Source organism: Sulfitobacter sp. 1A15299 (assembly GCF_043556915.1).
Lineage (GTDB): Bacteria > Pseudomonadota > Alphaproteobacteria > Rhodobacterales > Rhodobacteraceae > Sulfitobacter.
In genome coordinates this window covers 316982-338430 of sequence record NZ_JBIFFJ010000001.1, presented here as the reverse complement: position 1 = coordinate 338430, position 21449 = coordinate 316982, and the positions used below count along the sequence as shown (strand labels likewise).

23 protein-coding genes are annotated in these 21449 nt (G+C 61.9%); 14 read left to right on the top strand and 9 right to left on the bottom strand.

The features are described 5' to 3' along the window. Positions 1-54: 54 nt before the first annotated feature. The gene (locus tag ACGYK7_RS01595) at positions 55-237 is read left to right on the top strand and encodes a hypothetical protein (RefSeq protein WP_394398376.1); all 183 of its coding nucleotides are present in this window, start codon (positions 55-57) and stop codon (positions 235-237) included. After that, positions 234-671, top strand: coding sequence for an HdeA/HdeB family chaperone (locus ACGYK7_RS01590; RefSeq protein WP_394398374.1), 438 nt, complete (start codon positions 234-236; stop codon positions 669-671). The genes ACGYK7_RS01595 and ACGYK7_RS01590 overlap by 4 nt, the downstream gene beginning before the upstream one ends. Positions 672-747: 76 nt before the next feature. Here the strand turns inward: ACGYK7_RS01590 and ACGYK7_RS01585 are convergent, their stop codons facing one another. Continuing rightward, complete coding sequence (locus ACGYK7_RS01585; RefSeq protein ID WP_394398372.1) at positions 748-2232, bottom strand: ABC transporter substrate-binding protein; 1485 nt, start codon at positions 2230-2232, stop codon at positions 748-750. Positions 2233-2390: 158 nt separating this feature from the next. On the opposite strand from ACGYK7_RS01585, the gene ACGYK7_RS01580 reads away from it, so the two are divergent. From ACGYK7_RS01580 to ACGYK7_RS01570, 3 genes are all read left to right on the top strand, one after another. Then, positions 2391-3665 (top strand): Hsp70 family protein, encoded by a 1275-nt coding sequence (locus ACGYK7_RS01580; protein ID WP_394398370.1) that lies wholly within the window; start codon positions 2391-2393, stop codon positions 3663-3665. A gap of 151 nt (positions 3666-3816) precedes the next feature. After that, positions 3817-4662, top strand: a complete 846-nt coding sequence (locus tag ACGYK7_RS01575; protein WP_394398368.1) for a formate/nitrite transporter family protein — start codon at positions 3817-3819, stop codon at positions 4660-4662. A 42-nt stretch (positions 4663-4704) separates the two neighbouring features. Next, positions 4705-5640 carry a YihY/virulence factor BrkB family protein gene (locus tag ACGYK7_RS01570; protein ID WP_394398366.1) on the top strand — a complete coding sequence of 312 codons (936 nt, stop codon included), beginning with the start codon at positions 4705-4707 and terminating at the stop codon, positions 5638-5640. A gap of 3 nt (positions 5641-5643) precedes the next feature. Here the strand turns inward: ACGYK7_RS01570 and ACGYK7_RS01565 are convergent, their stop codons facing one another. Beyond that, complete coding sequence (locus tag ACGYK7_RS01565) at positions 5644-6372, bottom strand: Crp/Fnr family transcriptional regulator (protein ID WP_394398364.1); 729 nt, start codon at positions 6370-6372, stop codon at positions 5644-5646. 89 nt (positions 6373-6461) lie between these two features. Between ACGYK7_RS01565 and ACGYK7_RS01560 the strand changes: the two genes are divergently transcribed. Next, complete coding sequence (locus ACGYK7_RS01560) at positions 6462-6833, top strand: hypothetical protein (RefSeq protein ID WP_394398362.1); 372 nt, start codon at positions 6462-6464, stop codon at positions 6831-6833. Here the strand turns inward: ACGYK7_RS01560 and ACGYK7_RS01555 are convergent. The 3 genes from ACGYK7_RS01555 to ACGYK7_RS01545 form a co-directional block, all read right to left on the bottom strand. Beyond that, entirely contained in the window at positions 6784-7119 is a 336-nt protein-coding gene (locus ACGYK7_RS01555) for a phage holin family protein (RefSeq protein WP_394398360.1), read from the bottom strand. The genes ACGYK7_RS01560 and ACGYK7_RS01555 overlap by 50 nt on opposite strands. Before the next feature lie 15 nt (positions 7120-7134). Continuing rightward, the gene (locus ACGYK7_RS01550) at positions 7135-7440 is read right to left on the bottom strand and encodes a YqjD family protein (protein ID WP_394398358.1); all 306 of its coding nucleotides are present in this window, start codon (positions 7438-7440) and stop codon (positions 7135-7137) included. 106 nt (positions 7441-7546) lie between these two features. After that, the gene (locus tag ACGYK7_RS01545; RefSeq protein WP_067264155.1) at positions 7547-8356 is read right to left on the bottom strand and encodes a response regulator; all 810 of its coding nucleotides are present in this window, start codon (positions 8354-8356) and stop codon (positions 7547-7549) included. 93 nt (positions 8357-8449) lie between these two features. Between ACGYK7_RS01545 and ACGYK7_RS01540 the strand changes: the two genes are divergently transcribed. From ACGYK7_RS01540 to ACGYK7_RS01525, 4 genes are all read left to right on the top strand, one after another. Beyond that, positions 8450-8620, top strand: coding sequence for a NepR family anti-sigma factor (locus ACGYK7_RS01540; protein WP_197470876.1), 171 nt, complete (start codon positions 8450-8452; stop codon positions 8618-8620). Next, positions 8620-9177: an RNA polymerase sigma factor gene (locus tag ACGYK7_RS01535; protein ID WP_394398356.1), complete on the top strand. Its 558-nt coding sequence runs from the start codon at positions 8620-8622 to the stop codon at positions 9175-9177. The genes ACGYK7_RS01540 and ACGYK7_RS01535 overlap by 1 nt, the downstream gene beginning before the upstream one ends. A gap of 2 nt (positions 9178-9179) precedes the next feature. Next, positions 9180-10904 carry a sensor histidine kinase gene (locus ACGYK7_RS01530; RefSeq protein ID WP_394398354.1) on the top strand — a complete coding sequence of 575 codons (1725 nt, stop codon included), beginning with the start codon at positions 9180-9182 and terminating at the stop codon, positions 10902-10904. Positions 10905-11043: 139 nt separating this feature from the next. Continuing rightward, positions 11044-11211, top strand: coding sequence for a hypothetical protein (locus ACGYK7_RS01525; protein WP_394398352.1), 168 nt, complete (start codon positions 11044-11046; stop codon positions 11209-11211). A gap of 70 nt (positions 11212-11281) precedes the next feature. Here the strand turns inward: ACGYK7_RS01525 and ACGYK7_RS01520 are convergent, their stop codons facing one another. Then, a complete protein-coding gene (locus tag ACGYK7_RS01520; protein WP_394398350.1) occupies positions 11282-11833 on the bottom strand; it encodes a cupin domain-containing protein in 552 nt (183 codons plus the stop codon). A gap of 179 nt (positions 11834-12012) precedes the next feature. On the opposite strand from ACGYK7_RS01520, the gene gabT reads away from it, so the two are divergent. The 4 genes from gabT to ACGYK7_RS01500 all read left to right on the top strand — a co-directional run bounded on the left by gabT (position 12013) and on the right by ACGYK7_RS01500 (position 16801). Continuing rightward, positions 12013-13413, top strand: a complete 1401-nt coding sequence (gabT, locus tag ACGYK7_RS01515; protein WP_394398348.1) for a 4-aminobutyrate--2-oxoglutarate transaminase — start codon at positions 12013-12015, stop codon at positions 13411-13413. A gap of 232 nt (positions 13414-13645) precedes the next feature. Next, positions 13646-14635 (top strand): P1 family peptidase, encoded by a 990-nt coding sequence (locus tag ACGYK7_RS01510; RefSeq protein WP_394398910.1) that lies wholly within the window; start codon positions 13646-13648, stop codon positions 14633-14635. Beyond that, complete coding sequence (locus tag ACGYK7_RS01505; RefSeq protein WP_394398346.1) at positions 14628-15437, top strand: alpha/beta fold hydrolase; 810 nt, start codon at positions 14628-14630, stop codon at positions 15435-15437. The genes ACGYK7_RS01510 and ACGYK7_RS01505 overlap by 8 nt, the downstream gene beginning before the upstream one ends. Then, complete coding sequence (locus ACGYK7_RS01500) at positions 15434-16801, top strand: tetratricopeptide repeat protein (protein WP_394398344.1); 1368 nt, start codon at positions 15434-15436, stop codon at positions 16799-16801. Before ACGYK7_RS01505 ends, ACGYK7_RS01500 begins: the two co-directional genes overlap by 4 nt. A gap of 15 nt (positions 16802-16816) precedes the next feature. Here the strand turns inward: ACGYK7_RS01500 and ACGYK7_RS01495 are convergent, their stop codons facing one another. From ACGYK7_RS01495 to ACGYK7_RS01485, 3 genes are all read right to left on the bottom strand, one after another. Then, the gene (locus ACGYK7_RS01495; RefSeq protein WP_394398342.1) at positions 16817-17506 is read right to left on the bottom strand and encodes a fumarylacetoacetate hydrolase family protein; all 690 of its coding nucleotides are present in this window, start codon (positions 17504-17506) and stop codon (positions 16817-16819) included. Positions 17507-17604: 98 nt separating this feature from the next. Then, a complete protein-coding gene (locus tag ACGYK7_RS01490; RefSeq protein WP_394398340.1) occupies positions 17605-19314 on the bottom strand; it encodes a hydantoinase B/oxoprolinase family protein in 1710 nt (569 codons plus the stop codon). 4 nt (positions 19315-19318) lie between these two features. Further along, the gene (locus tag ACGYK7_RS01485; RefSeq protein WP_394398338.1) at positions 19319-21394 is read right to left on the bottom strand and encodes a hydantoinase/oxoprolinase family protein; all 2076 of its coding nucleotides are present in this window, start codon (positions 21392-21394) and stop codon (positions 19319-19321) included. Positions 21395-21449 lie beyond the last annotated feature (55 nt).

Genomic DNA, 21449 nt, shown 5'->3' with positions numbered 1-21449 from the left:
CACGCTCGGGAGGGTCCAGAGCCCGCGTGCAGTTTCCCTGCAAGAATGAGGAAAATGGTCGATTTTGGGAAGTTCGGTCAGCTGCGCCCCCCGCAATCGCCGAAAGAATCAATTCGTGACATGCCCTTAGCCCCTTTGAGCGCGGATTTCGCGGGGCTTATTGCCATGCGCTGGAACCATATCGGTTATGCGGTGTTGTTTTCGAGAGAACAGACAAAACTGGAGATTGAAAAATGAAAACGACTTTGAAAACACTTGCGATCGCCGGCCTTCTGGGCACCGTTTCCGCACCCGCATTCGCCGCTGCTCATATGGACATGGCCACCATGACCTGCGCCCAGTATCAGGAACTGAGCGATGAAGACAAAATGAAAGTCGCCTCCATGGCAATTGCCGAGCTGGAAGATGGCGGCCACGGTGGCTCCCTGATCACCGAAACCAAGAACGACGGTTCCGAACCGAGCGATATCACCTCGGAAGAAGCGACTGACGCTGAAGAGACCGAAGATTCCCTGATCGACGACACAAAAGCTGTCGAAGATTCTGAAGCAGCCGACGAGATGGCCGACACGGAAATGCAACAGGAAATGGAAGACTTCATGGTCGTCTGCAACCAGAACCCCGATGCGCTGGTAAGCGAAGCCGCGGCCGGCATGCGCGGCAAAGACTAATAGGTCTTCGCATCTCACTACAAAGGGCGCGCCTTTAGGCGCGCCCTTTTTAATGCTTGGACATGATCCTTTCAGATCACTCCGCCCAGCTGACACCCGTCAGATCCGTCGCCTGCGTCGGCGCATTTACCCAAAGCCCTTCGACACCGGCCTTGGCAATCGTCGGGAAAGCAAGCTGGAACAGGTAACCGTTCACGTAGTCTTCGGCGATGATGCGCTGCGCCTTGGCCAGCATCTCGCTCCGCGCAGCAGGGTCTGCCGTCTTGTTGAACTCAGTCATCAGAGACTGGAATTCGGCATTGTCATACTGGAAGTAATAGTCCGGGTTGGCATAGATGTTGATGTCCATCGGCTCTGTATGGCTGACGATCGACAGACCGAAATCTTTGCCTTTGAACACGGTTTCCAGCCACTGCGCCCATTCGACATTGGTGATCTGCGCCTTGATGCCGACCTCGGCCAGCTGCGCGGCGATGATCTCCCCCCCGCGGCGGGCATAGGAGGGGGGCGGCAGATGCAATGTCGTCTCGAACCCATCGGGGAAACCGGCCTCGGCCAGCAGCGCCTTGGATTTTTCGGGATCGTAGCTGCTCATCTCCGTCAGGTCGACGTAATCGGGGTTATGCGGTGCGAAATGGGTGCCGATGGGCGTGCCATAGCCGAACATCGCACCGTCGATGATCGCCTGCCGGTCGATGGCATGGGCCACCGCCTCGCGCACTTTAACGTCATCGAAAGGTTCGCGCTGGTTGTTGATCGACAGGATCGTTTCGCCCTCGGTCGAGCCGATCAGCACTTGAAATCGCGGGTCGGCTTCGAACTGGGGAATGTTCTCGGGCGCGGGAAAGCCGGTGAAAACATCGACATCCTCGGCCATGACGGAAGCGAAAGCCGCTGTCGGGTCCGAAATGAACTTGAACGTCGCGCTGGCCAGCGCGGGCGCTTCGCCCCAATAGTCTTCATTCCGGGTCAGGGTGATCTTGTCACCTTGGTTCCAGTTCTCAAATTTGAACGCGCCGGTGCCGATTGGCGTCTGTTTGATCGTCTCGACCGATTCCGGCGCCACGATCACCGCATCGCCCCAAGCGAGGTTGAAAAGCATGTTGCCGTTTGGCTCGCTCAGTTTGACCTCAACGGTCTGCGGGTCGATGACATTCACCTCGGAAATCGCGGAATAAAGTGCCTTTTGCGCGTTGGCGCTGTCTTCGGCATTGATCCGGTCGAGGGTGAATTTCACATCCTCGGCATCCATCGTGGAGCCATCGTGAAAAGTGACCCCCTTACGCAGCTTGAAGGTATAGGTCAGACCGTCCTCGGAAATCTCCCAAGATTCAGCCAGCCCCGGCACGACAGAGCCATCGCCCATGAAGCGGGTCAGCCCTTCGAAAACATTGGTATAAAGCACCGAGTCGATAGCGCCCGCAGCGGCGGAGGTCGGATCGAGGTGCGGCGGCTCAAGCTGCATGGCGACAGTGATGTCCTCCTTGGCAAGGGCCGTCGTGGCGGCAACGGCCAATGCAGCGCTGGCCACACCGGTCATCAAGCGGTTCAAACGGTTCATGAAAGTCTCCCATATTGGCGTATTTTTTGCGAGGCTAGCCAAAAGCCGCGCGGCGCGCCAGCCTTCGTTGCCAAGCTTGCGCGAGAAGGGTATCGCGGGTGCTTTGCACGGGCGCGCCGCGCATCGGAACGACCGTGAAAAGGCGTCAGGAGAACATCATGGCCACGCTGGGGATTGATTTTGGAACCTCCAACACCGCGGCGGGCATCGCCATCGGCGGCACCCCGCAACTGATCCCGCTGGAGGCCGAGGCACAGACCCTTCCGACGGCAGTGTTCTTTGATTTCGAGGCAAAGGAAATGCGGATCGGCGCCGCCGCCTCCGACGCGCTGCTGGCCGGGGCCGAGGGCCGCTATATGCGCGGATTGAAAAGCCTGCTCGGCACCCGGCTGATGCGCGAACGGCGGGTGCTATTGGGCGAAAGGCTCGATTTTATCGACATCGTGGCGCGGTTTCTGGCGCGGGTCAAAACACAGGCCGAAACCGCCACGGGCATGCATTTCGACAGGGCGCTCTCAGGCCGCCCGGTGCGCTTTCACTCAGCCGATGACGCCCGCGATGCCCAAGCCCTGACGGACCTGTGCGAGGCCTATGGTCGGGCGGGATTCGCGCATGTGGACTTCATGAACGAACCCGAAGCCGCCGCGATCGCCAATCGCGCGGCCTTGCATCCGGGAGATCTGGGGCTGGTGATCGATATCGGCGGCGGCACCTCGGATTTCACGCTGTTCCGGCAGCGGGGGAATGATGAGATCGACATTCTGGAAAGCCACGGTATTCGGCTGGGCGGGACCGATTTCGACCGGTCCCTGTCGATCGGGCGGGTGATGCCGCAGCTTGGCATGGGCAGCGAAATTCGCCACGCTTTCGGAGGCGACACCCATATTGCGCCCAATGCGATCTTTAACGATCTGGCCACTTGGGCGAAAATCCCGTTTCTCTATGGGCCGGAGACCCGCAAGGCGGCGGCGGAACTGCATCGCTACGCCGAACATCCCAAGCGTCTGGCGCGGTTGGTCAAAGTGCTTGACGAAGAGCTTGGCCATGACCTCGCCTTTGCTGTCGAAGCGGGCAAAATACGCGCCAATGCCGCAGGGGCCGAAGGGGATGCAGAACCAATGATCGACGTCTCGATGCTCAAACCCCGCGCGACATTGCCCCTGCCCCGCGATTGGATGCGCAAGCGGCTGTCGAAACTCGCCGCGCAGATGGGGGATGCGGCGGAGGCAACGGCGCAGAACGCAGGCCTCGCGCCCGAGGCGGTGGACCGGCTGATCTTTGTCGGCGGGTCGAGCCTGATGGCAGTGGTCGAAGACGGGATGCGGGCGCGGTTCCCACGGGCGGACCTGCATCGGGGGGCGGCGCTTACGGCGATTGTCGAGGGGTTGGCCTTGCGGGCCGGTGGGGCGAACGCGGCCGATCCGGCTGGTTGAGGGTGCGGGATCGGTATTTGAGAAAGGATGAAGGTGAAGAGGGGGGCGGGGGAGCCGCTGGCGGTCCGGTGTTTGGTTAGGGTCTTTTTACTGTGCGGGGGGCCGCGGCGGGCTATGTTCATTATGTCCATGAATTTCAGGAAGAACGCGAATGGCCCCACTGATCCAGAAAAAGCCCACGACCTCTGCCGTGCAGGAAGAGGCGGAAGAACGCTCTGTCAGTGAGGCGGCGGCGCTGTCGCCCAAGCTGATCTATGAGGTGATCCGCCGCGAGGGGCGTGACGAGTTGAACCGCACCAATCGGTCGCTGATCTGGTCGGGGATATCGGCAGGAATGCTGATCAGTCTTTCGGTCTTGGGCGAGGCGATTTTCCGGACCTATCTGCCGGATGCCGAGTGGCGGTTCCTGCTGGAGAATCTCGGCTATTCCTTGGGTTTCATTGCGGTCATCATGGGCCGGATGCAGCTGTTTACCGAAAACACCATCACCACCGTCTTGCCGCTGATGCAGGAGCGCAGCGTCAGAGTGCTCTGTAGTCTGTTGCGGCTGTGGGGCGTGGTGCTGGGGGCGAATGTCGTCGGGGCTTTTGCGGCGGCGGCGCTGTTTATCTATACGCCTGCCATTCCCGAAAACATCCTTCCTGCCATTATCAGCCTTTCGGAACATGCCACCGGGATGGGGCTGTCGGAGGCGTTCTGGCGTGGCATCCCGGCGGGCGTGATCGTGGCGCTGATCGTTTGGATGCTTCCGCAGGCGGATGAGACGGCGTTTTTCCTGATCCTGACCTTTACTTGGCTGATCGCGGCGGGGGATTTCACCCATATCGTCGCGGGGTCAGTCGAGATGGCGGCGCTGCTTTTACATGGTAGTTTGGGGCTTGGTCAGGCGATCTTTGGCTTCTTCCTGCCGGTGCTTGTGGGCAACATCATCGGTGGCACGGTGGTCTTTACCCTTGTTGCCTGGGGCCAGGTCCGCGACGATGTGGAGGACAGTTGAGGCATAGCGGCCCCGATCAGCATCGGGGCCGAATTGAGAGGAATGGCATTGGTGCTCCGCAGACCCCCGACCCGACCGGCGATCTATTGGGATGCTTTCAAGGCGAGCCTGAAACAGGCGGCGGAGGACAATCTCGCGCTGATCTCGGCCGGGGTGGCGTTTTTCGCCATGCTGTCGCTGTTTCCGGCGCTGGCGGCCTTGATCGCGCTTTTGGGGCTAATCTCGGACCCTGTCGTGGTCATTGCCCAGTTGCAGGAGGTGCGCGGACTGCTGCCGGATGATGTTTACGACATCATCAACACGCAGGTGACCGGGTTGGTCACCGCGCGGGCCGATACGCTGGGTTGGGCCGGTATCGTGTCCCTGCTGGTGGCGCTTTGGTCCGCCCGGGCCGGAGTGGGGGCGATGGTGATCGGGCTGAATGCCGTCTATAACGAGCGCAACCGTAATGCTGCGAAACACTACCTTCATGCCCTGCTCTTGACGGTGAGCCTTGTGGCAGTGGGCATTGTGGCGCTGCTGGCGGTGGTGGTCGCGCCGATCATTCTGGCCTTCATCCCGCTCGGCCCTTTTGGCAATGCGGTGGCCGACCTTTTGCGTTGGACCGTGGCGACGGTGGTTCTGTTTGCCGGGGTTGGGGTGCTTTACCGTTTTGGGCCAAACCGGCGGGCGGCGCGGCTGCCTTGGCTTAGCAGCGGGGCAATTTTGGCGGTGCTGTCCTGGGCCGTGCTTTCCATCGGCTTTTCCTATTATGTGGCCAATTTCGGCAATTACAATCAGGTCTATGGCTCGATCGGGGCGGTGATCGCGATGTTGATCTGGCTTTGGATCAGCAGCTTTCTGATCCTGTTTGGCGCGGCCCTGAACGCACAGGTCGAGCGGCGGACGCGGCCGGACAGCACCATTGGCCCGGCCAAACCGCGGGGTCAGCGCGGGGCGGAGGCTGCGGATACCTATATTGATGTCGCGCAGGAGTGACGGTTAGAGAAGCGGGCGTTTCTGACGACCTTCGAGATCGGTCATCCCCTCTTTCGCCAGGGCGGCGAGATCGTTGATTTGCAGCACCCTGTCGGACCACGAGAGCAACTGACGCTCTTTCAAAGCGCCGAGGGTCTTGTTGGTATGCACCACCGACAGGCCAAGCGCATCGGCCAGATCGCGCTGTGAATAGGGCAGCAGCATCTGGTTGTGGGTAACCATCCCAAGCGACTGGCCACGTTCGAAAATCTTGACCATCGCCCATGCGATGGCCTGTGTCGCGGTGCGCTGGCCGATGGTAGCGAGGACTTCGCCCATGAAATGCTCTTCGATGGCGGCCAGCCAGGTGATGTCAAAGGCGCGCTCGGGGTGAGATTTGAAGAAATTCCAGAACTCACTGCGGTTGAAAACACAAAGGCGCATATGGGTTCGGGCTTCGACGGAATGACCCATTTCGCCCATGATACCGGCCTGCAGCCCGATGAAGTCGCCGGGGAAGACAAAGCTGATGACCTGCCGACTGCCGTTTTCCAATGTCTTGTCGCGGATGCCCATTCCGGTAAGCGCCGTGTAGAGCTGGGGCGAGTTCGACCCTTCCAGCAGGATCGGCGTGCCCGGTTCGACCGTCAGTTCCCCGGATTTGAACTTCTCCATGAAGCTCACTTCCTCTTTCGACATCGGCAGGAAGGCATCTTTGCGGCGAAGGGGGCAATAGCGGCATTGTGTCGTCATCAGATAAGTTTGCTTTCATATGTCTTAGTTTAATGCGCGCGCTTTGCGCACCCCCTACACCGACGCCTTTGTTTACCCGGGGGAAGACCATGTCGATCTTGATCTACGAACCGGACCCATTGGTCTGTTCAGACATAAATGAAACGCTTTCTGCCGCCTTTCCGCAACTTCGAATTGAGGTATTGGAAAGCTTTGATTTGAGCGCATTGGTAGACAACATCACTGCCATCAAATTTGCGGTCCTGTCATTGCGGCGCGCGCAGTTGTATCAGCATCTGCCGGAACTGTCGAACTTGCAGGAATGGTTTCCGATCATCTGCATCATGAATGATACGCCACGGCTCGCAAAAGTGGGCGAGCGGCTGAAATTCATCGCCCGGCCCTTTTCCAGCAGCAACCTGCTTGCCGCCGTCAACGCCGCGCTTTCTGACCCGCGGTTATGCCGGCCAGAAATGCCATGACAAGGTTCTTGAGACCATCGTGTTCGGACGGTGCGGGGTCTTTTTGCCGGGAGGGCGGCGCCGCACCCTCAGCATCTGCGCCTGCCATGGCAAGCAAGAGAAAGCCGATCCCGAAATAGACCGCGCCGAGGATCAGCGCGGCGGTGAGCGCGGTGGTGACGGTGATGAGGTAAAGCCAAGCCGCCAGCGTCAGAAACAGCAGGCCGATCAGCAAGAAAAGCGCGGCCCCGGCGCTGAGCATGGCGGTGCGCAGCGCCCGTCGCAGGGAGCCGCGCAGATGTTGCATCACCGAAGACAGCATTTAGCGACGGGCCGTCACAAGACCGACGAGGAAACCGATGCCTGCGGCAATCCCCAAAGCGGTTCCGGGCTGGGCCTTGAGGAATTCCTCGGCCTGTTGCTGAACTTCCATCGCCTTGAGACGCCCCGTATCGGCGAAATCATTCGCCGCATTGCGGGCATTGTTACGCATCTCTTCCGACTTGGCCTTACCGTAGTCGCCCAAGCTTTCGGTCAACGATGCGATGTCTTTCTTAAGAAGGGCGATTTGATCCGACAGATCGTCAATCGTCACCTCTTTTGCGGCGGCGGTTGTGGTCTTGGCCATGCGGGCCTCCTGAGTGTTTGGGTGATGGTAGGCAGCGGCTGTGTTTAATGCAAAGGGTTCCCGGCGCGACTTTGTGTGCGGGGAACCCTGTTTTTTTAGCCAGCCGTTAGGCGTTGAGCGTTTCCGTGGAGGAGAAGAACATCGCTTGCGACACGGCCGAGACGACCTGATCCACCGAATAGGGCTTGGAAATCAGGAAGGCGGGCTCGGGCTTGTCGCCGGTCAACAGGCGCTCGGGGAAGGCCGTGATGAAGATCACCGGGCGCATGCCCAATTCATTCAGCAGGTCGTTCACCGCGTCGATGCCTGACGAGTTGTCGGCCAGCTGGATGTCGGCGAGGATCAGGTCCGGCACATCGGCCTTGCCAAGCTTCACCGCCTCTTCGCGGGTGCGTGCGATGCCGGTCACGCGATGGCCCATTTCTGCGACGATGGATTCAATGTCCATCGCGATGATGGCTTCGTCTTCGATGATCATCACCGAACCCGAGGTGCTGTCGGCCATTTCGCGATGAGCAATCTGGATCAACTCGCCCGCTTCGGCCTCATCCACACCGATGATCTTGGCGATTTCCCCGTGAGAGAAGCCTTCGATCGTGTGCAGCAAAAGCGCTTCGCGGCTGTTGTTCGTAAGGCTGGAAAGATGGCGTTGCGCCTTGGCCCGCGGGCCGCTCTCGCCCTCTTCCACCGGGGCGCCTGCGCTGGCCCAAATACCGTACAAAACTTTGAAAAGACCCGTCTTTGTATCCACTCCATCGAGCACCGAGCGATCAACCAAGATGGCTTCGAGGGCTGCCGCGGCAAAGGTGTCGCCACTGGTCTGGCTGCCTGTCATCGCCCGCGCGAACCGGCGAAGGTAGGGGATGTTTGCTCCCAGTTCATCGCTGATGCTGGTCTTTTGTGTCGCATCGTTCATCTAGTCGAATCCTTTTTACTTTTCTTGGAACCAAACACGTCGACATTGTGTTTGGTTCCAGTATGCATGCATAATTATTCAAACGAGACGACGATGCCAGAGGTGATGTTAGTGAATTCAGGAAACAAGGACGAGCGCGAGCGCGTCATCGACGACAACCTCAAACGGGTCTTCGATGAGACGCTCGAAGAAGGCATCCCTGATCGTTTCAAGGATCTGCTTCAGAAGTTGAAGGAACAGGATTCAGAAAAAGGAACGTCATGATGACCCGTCCCGATCCGCGCGACGAGCTGGTAGAACATCTGCCGGCCATGCGGGCTTTTGCCATCAGTCTGACACGCAATGGTGCTACGGCAGACGACATGGTGCAGGACACTTTGGTCAAGGCATGGACCAACATCGAAAAGTTCCAAGAAGGCACGAATATGCGTGCTTGGCTCTTCACGATCCTGCGCAACACTTATTACTCCTCGCGCCGCAAGGCAAAACGCGAAATCTCGGACGTGGATGGCGTGCTGACGGATGGCTTGGCCGAGAAGCCCGCCCATGACGGCCACATGCAGATGACCGATTTCCGCAAGGCACTGGCCCTGTTGAAGGACGAACAACGTGAAGCGCTGCTGCTTGTCGGGGCCTCTGGTTTCTCGTACGAAGAGGCGGCGGAGATGTGTGGGGTTGCTGTCGGCACCATCAAAAGCCGCACCAACCGGGCACGTGCCCGCCTTGCCGAACTGCTCGGTCACCATGACAACGAGTCACTTGAAATGACCGACGACGCGACAATGTCTGTTCTATCTGCTTCAAAAGTTTCTTCTTTCTAAATATGACATCTGGCTTCTTCAGCGGTGATCTGATGCGTGGGCTGACGATCCGTATTCTGCTGTTTCTGTCTCTCGCGCTATTGCCCATCGGGCTGATCGCGGTGGTACAGACACGGCAGATTGCGGATCAAAGTCGGCAGAGCGCGGAATTGTCGTTGATCGCCGTCACGGAACAGGCCTCCGCGGCGGAACGCAGGGTGATCCAAGAGGCCTTCGGCGCGGCCGAAGCGCTCACCGCCATCGTGCGACTTAGGCGGGACGATCCCGAGGAATGCACGGCCTTCCTTAGGGAATACAAACAGGCGTCGGACATCTATTCGCTTGTGGGTTTCATCGGGCTAGACGGACAAATGACCTGCTCCTCCACGGGGCAGGATCATGACTTTTCGCAGGATGAGAATTTTCAAACTCTGCTGGAAAACCCGGTCCGCCGCGCGATGCCGGTGTTGCAGGGGGCGGTCAGCAACCAAGTGGTGACGCTGATCAACGCGCCCGTCTACGAAGATCGTGAGTTGATCGGCTTCATGGCGCTCAGCATCCCCGAAGATGCCATCAACGCGATACGCGAACCCAAGAGCAAACACAGCAGCGTCGCGATGATGACCCTCAATAAGATGGGTCATATCCTTACCACGGAAAACGGGCTGGAGGTGGCCAAGAAAGAATATCCCAGCGATGTCGCCCTGTCGCTGCTGACCACCAAAGAACCCAACGTCTTTTTTTCCCAGAACTCCAATGACCAGGAACGCGCCTATGTGATCGTGCCGATCGTGCCCGACACGGTATTCGCGCTCAGCGTTTGGCCCAGCAACACCCCATTTCTGGACACTGGTGTCTCGACCCGTCTGAGTGCGCTCTTGCCCATCGTCATGTGGCTGGCGAGCCTTATCGTGGCCTTCTGGGCGCTGAACCGTCTGGCGATCAACCATATCCGCAAACTCGGGCGGCAGATGCGGCGCTTTGCGCTGAACCGCACCCTGCCACGCGGAACGCTCGGCCCCTCGGTTCCCACCGAATTGGTCGAGATGGAATCGGCCTTTGTCGGCATGGCGGAATCCATCCTGCGGGACGAGGCGACATTGGAAGACAGCCTTCGGCAGAAAAACATCCTGCTGAAAGAGGTGCACCACCGGGTCAAGAACAACCTGCAATTAATCTCTTCTATCATGAACATGCAGATCCGGCAGGCCAAAAGCGAAGATGCGCGTTTTGTGCTGCGCCGGTTGCAAGACCGGATCCTCAGCCTCGCCACGGTGCATAAGAACCTCTATCAGAATGATGATCTGGTCCGTGTCAACGCCAGTGAGTTGTTGACCGAGATCGTGGGCCAGATGCTCTCCGTCGGCCTGGCTTCCGGGTCTGGCGTGAAGGTGGAACAGTCCTTTGAGCCGATCAAGATCGACGCTGACGATGCCGCGCCCCTGACCCTCTTGGTCTCAGAGGCGCTGACCAATGCGCTCAAATACGTATCGACGGTCGAACATGGCAAAGGTTTCATTTCGCTCAAGCTGATCCAGACCGGGCCGGAGCAAGCCATGCTTGAAGTGCGCAACACCATGGGCAACCCCGAAGAGGTGAAATCCGGCACCGGGCTTGGCTCGCGTCTGATCCTTGCCTTTACCCGCCAGTTGAACGGCCAGGTCGAGGTCGAAACCAACGACGACATCTACCAGATTAGGGTGAACTTCCACGTCCCGACCGACAGTAAAATGATCTACGATTACTAAGGCTCCAAGACCCCAATGGAATCTGGCCCGAAACGTGGCAGACCGATCACAGACTCGTCATAGGCGAAAATTTTGTCGGAACCCTTTGGCCTGCGCGCGGTTGAGCACCTGAAACGCAGTGCTAAAAAGGAACACGGAGATGACCACGGAGCTTTTTCTCGGCGGTCTGACCATCCTGACCTTGGCGGCGGTCATCATCCTTGCCCTCACAACGGGCCGAAGAGAACTTCATTTGGATGAGGACCAAACCGGGCGCGAAGAACAGCGAACGGAGACCCAGAGGTCGAAATACCGGTCAGACTACTAAGACCTGACACCCCCTATCGACCGCCCTGAGCAGAACGCTTGGGGCGGTCGATATTTATGGGGCACCTTTTTCAGAAACTGGGCGGCGTGCAGGCGCTGACGATCTCACAGGTCTCGGATCCGATATTGCGGAACCGATGCGGCAAGCGGCTGTCGAACAGATATCCGTCCCCGGCGCGCAGCAGGCTGACCGTACCATCCACCGTCACTTCGATGCTACCGCGCACCACGACCCCCGCCTCTTCGCCCTCATGGCTCAGAAACTCAGGCCCGGTATCCGCGCCCGGCTCATAGGTTTCATGCAGCACCTGAAGGGCGTGATGCGCGGCACTGCCCAACTGCCGCAGAGACACACCGCCCTGATGGCTCGGTGAAATCTCGGTCAACTCCTCTGCCCGGTAGAAAACCTTGGCGCTGTCGTCTTCTTCGAGGATCGCGAAAAACTCGGCCATGCTGATGGGAATCGCGTCCAACAGGCTTTTGAGCGAGGCGACCGATGGGCTGGTTCGGTTCTTTTCGATCAGCGATATCGTACCATTGGTCAGCCCGGCCTTAGCCGCAAGCTCCCGCTGGGACAGCCCATGTTTCTTGCGGATCGCTTTAAGTTTATCGCCGACGTTCAATGGCTTGTCCTTTGTGGGTCGCCCTGCCGCCACCACGCGGCGCGGCTTTGGACCGACCGGGGGTCACGGGAATTGTTAGATAAAGGCTGCAATCGCGATTGACAATTATATTAAACGGAATATGGATTTTTTAAACGACACGTCACTGCCCCATTCTTTCGCAATAAGGTATCTGTTCCATGTCCAGCACCGTCAAGAAATCACCCCGGAAATCCGCTGCCAAAGCCAAAGCCGCGCCGCAGATCTCCGTGGTCGAAACCAACCCCGCGACCCAGCCCGACGGTCAGACCAACGCCGATCTCATCGCGCGCCGCGATGCGGCCGTGCCGCGCGGTGTCGCCTCCGCCGCGCCGATCTACGCGAAATATGCCGAGAACGCCGAGCTGTGGGACGTAGAGGGCAACCGCTACATCGACTTCGTCGGCGGCATCGGCGTGCTGAACACCGGCCACCGCCACCCCAAAGTGGTCGAGGCCGCCAAGGCGCAGGAAGATCATTATACCCACACCAGCTTTCAGGTTGTGCCCTACGGCCCATATGTCGAACTGGCCGAGAAGCTGAACGCGCTCGCCCCCGGTGACGCGCCCAAGAAGACACTGCTGGTCACCACCGGTGCCGAAGCTGTTGAGAACGCAGTCAAAATCGCCCGCGCCGCCACTGGGCGCCCGGGCGTCATCGCCTTCACCGGCGGCTATCATGGCCGCACCCTGCTGACGCTGGGCATGACCGGCAAGGTCACACCTTACAAGAAAGATGTCGGCCCCTTCCCCGCAGATGTTTTCCGCGCGCCTTTCCCCTCTCTGCGCGACGGCATCACCGTGCAGGACGCGCTGACCGGGCTGAAGAACCTCTTCCTCACCGATGCCCAGCCCGAGCGTGTCGCCGCAATCATCATCGAGCCGGTGCTTGGCGAAGGCGGTTATACCCCCGTGCCCTTCGAAATGATGCAAGAGCTGCGCGCGATCTGTGACCAGCACGGCATTCTCTTGATCGCCGACGAGGTGCAGGCGGGCTTTGGCCGCACTGGCACATGGTTCGCGATCGAGCACTCCGGCGTGGTGCCGGACCTGATCACCGTGGCGAAATCCATGGCCGGTGGCTATCCGCTGGCCGGTGTCATTGGCCGCGCCGATGTGATGGACGCGATGGCCCCCGGCGGCTTGGGCGGCACCTATGGCGGCAACCCTGTGGCCTGCGCCGCCGCACTGGCAGCCATCGAGGCGATCGAGGACGAAGGTCTTCTGGCCCGCTCCACTGCGATGGGCGAAACGCTCAAAGCCCGCTTTGCCGAGATTGGCGAGCGTTCCGCCCCCTTCCGGTTCTGGGACATCCGTGGCCTTGGCGCCATGGTCGCCGTTGAATTCGTGACCGACTTCGACAGCGCCAAGCCCGACGCCGATTTCACCAAACGCGTCATCGCCCATGCGCTGAAACGCGGCCTGCTGCTGCTGAGCTGTGGCATGTATGGCAACGCCGTGCGCGTGATGGTGCCGCTGACAGCCTCCGACGCCATCGTCGAAGAAGGCCTCGCCATCTTCGAAGAGGCCGTTGCCGCCGCTGTCGCCGAAGAGCAGAAGTAAACCAAACCGTCACACCGGATGGAGCGGGCGCGCGGGGCAACCTGCGCGCCCATTTTTGTGTCGCCCCTCCGGCGGGGGCATCCTATCCCCCCTCGGGCCTTGGCATCCGCCGAGCAAGCGCGCAAACTCCGCCCGAAATAAACGCCGGAGTGACGATGCCCTTGTTAGCCCTCTGCCCCACGCGCACCCTTGCGGGGATGTTTCACGTGAAGAGCCTGCCATGAGCGCGCCGATGCGTCCCGGCCCGCGCAACCTGATCACCGATGTGACAGGGCTGAAGGTGGGCAACGCGCAGGATGCGCGGCTGAAATCCGGCAGCACCGTGCTGATCGGCGATGCGCCTTTCACCGCCTCTGTCCACGTCATGGGCGGCGCCCCCGGCACGCGTGAGACGGACCTGCTGGCCCCCGACAAGACCGTCGCGGCGGTCGATGCGCTGGTGCTCTCGGGCGGCTCTGCCTATGGGCTGGATGCCTGTTCGGGGGTGGTGGATGCCCTGCGCGCGCGGGGCCGCGGCTTTCGTGTGGGGGACGCGCTGATCCCGCTGGTGCCCGGCGCGATCCTGTTCGATCTCCTGAACGGCGGCGAAAAGGATTGGGCGCAGAACCCCTATGCCGATCTTGGCCGCCAAGCTTTGGAGGCGGCGGGCCAAGAGTTCGAAATAGGCTCTGTCGGCGCGGGCACCGGGGCACTGAGCGCGATGGTCAAAGGCGGCCTCGGCTCCGCCAGTTTGCAATTGCCAGATGGCAGCATGGTCGGCGCGCTTGTCGGGGCGAATCCGGTGGGGGCTGTCACCACCCCCGGCGACCGCTACTTCCACGCCGCCCCCTTTGAGATCGACGCAGAGTTCGGCGGGCTGGGGCCGGACCCTTCCGCCGGGCTGGGGCTGAGCTTCGAGAGCCGCAAGATGGCCGCCATGTCCGCCCGCGCCAATACCACCATCGCCATTGTCGCCACCGATGCCACGCTGACCAAGGCCGAATGCCAGCGCGTTGCCGTGGCGGCCCATGACGGCATCGCCCGCGCCGTGGTACCCGCGCATATGCCCAATGACGGCGATCTGGTCTTCTCCCTCTCGACGGCGGCGCGGCCTGCGGGAGATGTGGCGATGATCGGCCATGCCGCCGCGCTCTGCCTGTCGCGCGCCATCGCCCGCGCCATCTATGCGGCCACCCCTGCCGATGGGGATCTTTTGCCTTGTTGGAGCTTGTTGAATGCCTGATCTGCCCCTCTCCGATATCTCACTTCATTACGAGGTCGACGGGCGTGGCCCGCCGCTTTTGATGCTGGCCGGGATGCTGAGCGACAGCGCGAGTTGGGGCGCACTGGCCCCTTTGCTTTCCGATCGCTTCACCCTGATCCGGCCCGACAACCGCAGCACCGGGCGCACGACCCCTTGGGATGCCGAAACCTCTGTCGCGCAGATGGCGCGGGATGCGCTGGCGCTGATGGATCATCTGGGGCATGAGACCTTTCACGTCGTCGGCCATTCCATGGGCGGGCTGATGGCGATGGAGCTGTTTGGCCTCGCGCCCGAGCGCATCCAAGCGCTCAGCATCCTCGCCTCCGCCCCAGTTCGCGCGCCGCGTACCATGGCAGTCTTCGACGCGCTGCTCGCCGTGCGCCGCGCGCCGGAAGGGGAGCAGCTTTGGCTGCGCGCGCTCTACCCTTGGATTTTCGCCCCCGGTTTCTTCACTGACCCCAACAATACCGAGGCCGCCCTCGCCGTCGCACTGGCCTATCCCCATGCGCAGAGTGCGGATGCCATGGCCCATCAACTCGAAGCCTTGCGCGGTTTCCGCCCCACGGTACGGCCCTCTGATCTGACCTGCCCGACCCAAGTGCTCCACGGGGCCGAAGACCTGCTGATCCCCCGCGCCGCCGCCGAGGCGGCTTTTGCAGAAATCCCCGATGTGACGCAGACCACCCTGCCCGATGCAGGGCATTCGATCCATTGGGACGCAGCCCCCGCCGTCGCCCAACACCTGCACCAGTTCCATGACACCGCCGGAGACCCGAGATGACACAAGACCTTTATGGATTGGAAACCTCTACCGACCGCCCGGACACCCTGCAGGCGATCAATGACTTCATCCACGGCTTCCTGTCCTACCAGCCCAAGGCCGCGGGCGTGATCGCCGCCGCCGATGCCGACCCCGACGGCCCGCTGATCAATGCCTATGCTGCCCTTTTGTGGATGTTCCTCGAACACCCCATCGCCCCTGAGAAAGCCCGCCCCTATCTGGACCGCGCCAAGGCGGCCCCCGGCGCGAATGCTCGCGAACAAGAAGTGATCCGCGCCGTTGGTCTTTGGATCGACGGCGATGTGCCTGCCCTCGTCGCCGCCTGCGACGCCATCACCGACCAATGGCCGCGCGATCTGGCGATGCTGAAACTGGCGCAATACCACCTGTTTAACACCGGTGATGCCGCAGGCATGTTGCGCATGGCGTTGAAATCTCTGCCCGAGGCCGAAGACATCGCCTATACCCACGGCATGATCGCCTTTGGCTATGAGCAATGCCACCTGCTCGACCGGGCCGAGGCTGCCGCCCGCCGGGCGATGGAATTGCGCCATGATGAGCCTTGGGCGCATCATGCACTGGCCCATGTGATGCTGACCCAAGGCCGCGTGGCCGAAGGCGCGCGTTTCATGGAGAGCGTGGCCGAGACGTGGTGCGATCTGAACTCCTTCATGCGAAGCCACAATTGGTGGCATCTGGCGCTGTTCTACCTGTCGCAGGGCCGTCACGACGATGTGCGCGCCGCCTATGACCAACATATTTGGGGGCTGGAGAAAGACTATTCCCAAGACCAAGTCGGCGCGGTGTCCCTATTGGCGCGAATGGAATTCGCAGGCGTCGATGTGGGCGACCGGTGGGGCGATGTGGCCGAGCATGTGGCGGCGCGCGGGGCGGATACGGTGAGCCCCTTCCTCACGCTTCAATACCTCTACGCCCTTTGCCGCACCGGGCGGCCCGAGGCGGCAGGTATGCTTACCGCGATCGAAACCCGCGCGACCGAGTCCACCGCCCATGACCACGCCGCATGGGCCGAGGTCGCGCTGCCTGCCGCCCGGGGCATCGCCGCCCACGCCAAGGGGGAGTGGACTACGGCGATCCGCGAGCTTGGCATGGCCCTGCCCCGCATGGCCGAATGCGGAGGCAGCCATGCGCAGCGTGACCTGTTCGAGCAGATCCACCTCGACGCGCTGGTGCGCGATGGCCGCGCCTCGGCCGCACAGCAGGTGCTTGAGATGCGCCGCACCTATGACCCCGATGGCGTGCCGCTGAACCTGATGCTGGGCGAGGTCTATGAAAAGACCGGCCTGCCCGATCTGGCGGCCCAAGCCCGCGCGCGGGCGGAACGCACGCTGGCCGGGGCCTAGACCGGGCGACGCGCCTTAGGCGCGGGGGCCGACGGTGACCTCGAATTCGGAGATGCCGTCGACCCCCCCGGTGATCACGTCGCCGGGCTTTACCGCCGCGACACCGGCGGGCGTACCGGTCATGATGATGTCACCCGGTGCCAAGGTCACGGCCTGCGACAGGGTGGCGGTATGCTCCCGCACCGACCAGATCATCTGCGACAGATCGGCCTCCTGCTTCATCTCGCCGTTCACCGCGAGCCAAAGGCGGCCCTTCTCGACCGAGGGGACATCGGCGATGGGCAGGATCGGCGCGATGGGCGCGGAGTTGTCAAAGGCTTTGGACCAGTCCCACGGGCGGCCCATCTTCTTGGCCTGCGCCTGAAGATCGCGGCGGGTGAAATCAATGCCCACAGAGGCCCCCCAGATATGATCCATCACATCCGCTTCCGCGATATTCGCCCCCCCCTTGCCGATGGCGATGACAAGCTCTGCCTCGAAGTGGAAATCCTCCGTCAGCGGCGGATAGGGCACGGTGCAGGGCGTATCCAGTGTGGCATCGGCGGGCTTGGTGAAAAAGAACGGCGGGTCGCGCATGTCATTGCCCATCTCAAGCACATGCGCCTCATAGTTGCGGCCCACGCAAAAGACACGGCGCACCGGAAAACGGTCGCCGGTGCCTTGAACGGCAAGGCTGCTTTGCTTGGGGGGGTCAATCACATACATCACGGGTGTTCCTTTTGGCGTAATGCCGCCAAGGAACACCCGCGCTTTGTAACAGTCAATGACCCCGCGCCTTTATAAGCCCTTGAACGGCCACTCTTTCAAAGTTCGGCACCTTTGCGGATGGCCTCTTGCACCTCGGCGATCTCCTCGGCGCTTAGCCCATAATCCGCCGCCGCCACCTCGGCGCTGATGTAGCCGCGCAGCAGGTCGCGTTTGACCCGCGCCGTGGGGCGTTCCTCGGCGGGGCCGTAGCCCGCACCGCCCGGGAAGGCCATCAGCACCTTTGCGCCATGCGGCACGAACTGCTTGCCCTTGCCGCGCATCGGCGTGCCGTCGTCGCGGGCGATGGTGGTGGGCGCACCGGGCTTGCCCCCCTGCCGCCCGCGCGCCGGGTGATCGACGCGGTCGAACATCGCCTGCATGTCGAACTCATGCCCCTCGCGGGCGCCGACGACCATATATTGCCCCAGCCCGCCGCGCTGGCGGCCCGCGCCGCCACTGTCGGGGCGCAGCTCCTTGCGCCAGATCACCACGGGACCGGCATGTTCCGTGGCTTCCACGGGCATGGTCATCACGCCCGAGGGGAAGGCGGTGGCATTGAGCCCGTCGTGTTCGGGCCGCGCGCCCGAGCCGCCGGAGTTGAAGGTGAGCACCTCGGCCCGGCGCGCGCCCGCAGGCGGTTTGGCATCGGTGCGGGGCCGCAGGCTGACCTGAAAGTTGCACAGACAGCCGGCGCCCTCGGCCGGGACGAGGTTCGGCAGGATCTGATCCAAGGCTGCGTAGACCGTATCCGGCACGAAATGCCCCACGATATGCCGCAGCGCCACGGGCGCGGGGTGCACCGCGTTGACGATCGTGTCCTCGGGCGCGGTGATGCGGAAAGGCTCCAGCGAAGCGGCGTTGTTCGGGATTTCCGGCGCGATGGCGCATTTCAGCGCGTAGCAGGCATAGGCCTTGGTATAAACCAGCGGGCAGTTGATGCCCTTCTTGTCGATCCCGGAGGTGCCCGCGAAGTCCGAGAGGATGTGATCCTCGGCAATGCTTACCGTTACCTTGAGCGTGATCGGTGTGTCGAACCCGTCGATTGTCATCTCGCCCGTGGCCTGCTGGCGCGGCAGGGCCGCGATCCGTTCCAAGGTGGCGCGGCGCGAATTGTCGAGGATGAAACCGGCGATGCCGGTGAGATCGTCGAGGGCGAATTCCTCCATCATGTCGATCAGGCGTCGGTGGCCGATCTCGTTACAGGTGGTCAGCGCGTAGATGTCGCCGATGAGCTGATCCGGCTCGCGCACGTTGCCGCGGATGATCCGCACCAGAGTCTCGTCGACCTTGCCCGCATCGGCGAATTTCATGATCGGCAGGTAAAGCCCTTCCTCGTAGACACTCGCCGCATCCGCGCCGAAACCGCGCCCGCCGATATCGACGATATGCGCGGTACAGGCAAAGAACCCCACGAGCTTGCCGCGGTGGAAGGAGGGCGTGACCATGGTGATGTCGTGTAGATGCCCGGTGCCTTCCCAAGGGTCGTTGGTGATATAAACGTCGCCCTGAAGGATGTTCTGCCGCCCGATCCGGCGGATGAAATGCGCCACCGCGTCGGCCATGGCGTTGACATGGCCCGGCGTGCCGGTGACCGCTTGGGCCAGCATCCGACCTTCGGTGTCATAGACCCCGGCCGAAAGGTCGCCCGCCTCGCGCACCGAGGTCGAGAAGGCGGTGCGCACCAGTGCCTGCGCCTGTTCTTCGACCACCGAGATCAGGCGGTTCCACATGACCTGATAGGCGACGTTGGAATGTGTCTGTGCCATGGGCTTACCCTTTCACGGTGATGTCGATGCAGCCGTCGGGCTGGCAGATCGCCCGGCGCGAGGCGGGCAGGATGATCGTCGTCTCATCCTCGGTGATCGCGGCGGGGCCCTGGGCGGTCTGCCCGGGGGCCATCTGCCCGCGCAGCACCACGTCGGCCTCGCGGTATTCGGCAAGCGCAGGGTCGAAAATGCGCCGGGTTAGAGCCACATCCGCCGCGCTTCCCGGTCTCTCTTCCGCGACCCGTGCGACTTTTTCCGGCGGGGTGGTGGCGTTGACCGACCAGACCGTGATCTCGATGTCCAAGCCTTCGACCGTGCGGCCGAAAAGCTTGGCGTAATCTGCCTCGAACAGTGCTTCGAAGCGGGCGGCATCGGGGGTCAGGGCATCGGCCTCGTCCAGCACGATGGGGATCTCCCAGCCCTGCCCGCTGTAGCGCATATAGACCTTGTATTCCGACAGAATCTCGGCCCCCGCGTCGCAGTTGCGGACAAAGCCGGTGGCTTCGTCGCGCAGTTCGGCCAGCAGTGTCTTGATCCGGCCCGCGTCGAAATCCGACAGCTTCATGTAGACCGAGCGGTTGGCCTCGAAGCTGAAGGGCGCGCGCAGGAAGCCGATGGCCGAGCCGACACCGGCGCCGGGTGGCACCAGCAGGCGCTCGACGCCGAGCTTTTCGCACAGTCGCCCGGCATGCAGCGGGGCCGCGCCGCCGAAGGCGATCATCGTGTAGTCGCTGAGGTCTTCGCCGTTCTCCACCGCATGGACGCGGGCGGCATTGGCCATGTTCTCGTCCACCACCTCGGCCAGACCGAAGGCGGCGGTGGCGGCGTCCATGTCGAGTTCCTGCCCGATGACTTGGCTCAATGCAGTCTCTGAATTACCGGTCTCGAGCCGGATCGAGCCGCCGGCGAAATTCTCGGGGTCAAGTTTGCCCAGCACCAGATCGGCATCGGTCACGGCAGGTTTTGCCCCACCGCGCCCGTAACAGGCCGGGCCGGGCTCGGAGCCCGCGCTTTCCGGCCCCACGCGGATCTGCCGCATTGCGTCCACATGGGCGAGGCTGCCGCCGCCCGCGCCAATCTCAACCATGTCGATCACCGGGATCGAGATCGGCATGCCGGAACCTTTCTTGAAGCGGTAGGTCCGCGCTACCTCGAAAACCCGGCTGGTCTTGGGGGTCTGGTTCTTGATCAGGCAGATCTTGGCCGTTGTGCCGCCCATGTCGAAGCTCAGCACCTTGTCGAGCCCGTAGCGCGCGGCGATATTGGCGGCGAAGACCGCCCCACCCGCCGGGCCGGATTCCACCAGCCGCACCGGGAATTCGGCCGCGCTTTCGATCGAGATGATGCCGCCGCCGGAATGCATCAGGAAGATGTTGCAGGAGACGCCTTCGTCTTGCAGCCGCCCTTCGAGCCGCCCGAGGTAGGACTTCATCAGCGGCTTGATATAGGCATTGGCGACGACGGTGTTGAACCGCTCGTACTCGCGCATCTGCGGTGAGACCTCGGAGGAGATCGAGACCATGACGCCGGGCAGGCGCTCTTCCAAAACCTCGCGGATCATCCGCTCATGCGCGTCGTTCAGGTAGGAGTGGATCAGCCCCACCGCGACGCTTTCATAACCCGCTTCGGCGATCCGGCCGGCCAGCGCCTCGACCTCGGCCCGGTCGAGCGGCAGCAACACGGCACCGGTGGCATCGACGCGCTCTTCCACCGTGTAGCGCATCTGGCGCGGCAGCAGCGGTTCGGGGAGGTTCAGGTTCAGATCATACTGCTCGAACCGGCTTTCGGTCCGCATCTCGATCACGTCGCGGAAGCCTTGGGTGGTGATCAGTGCGGTTTTGGCGCCGCGCCGCTCGATCAGCGCATTGGTGGCCAGCGTGGTGCCGTGGATGATCTGGGTGAGGTCGGCAGGCGTGATCCCGGCCTTGGCACAGACCTGATGCATCCCGTCGATGATCGCGTTTTCGGGCGCGGCATAGGTCGTCAGCACCTTGGTCGAGAAACTCTCGCCGCCCTTTTCCAGCACCACGTCGGTGAAGGTGCCGCCGATGTCTACGCCCAGTCGGATGGTTGATGCCATGTCTCACTCCTGTTTGGACGCAGGATAGGGGTGGGCGCAGCATCGGCGCAAATTA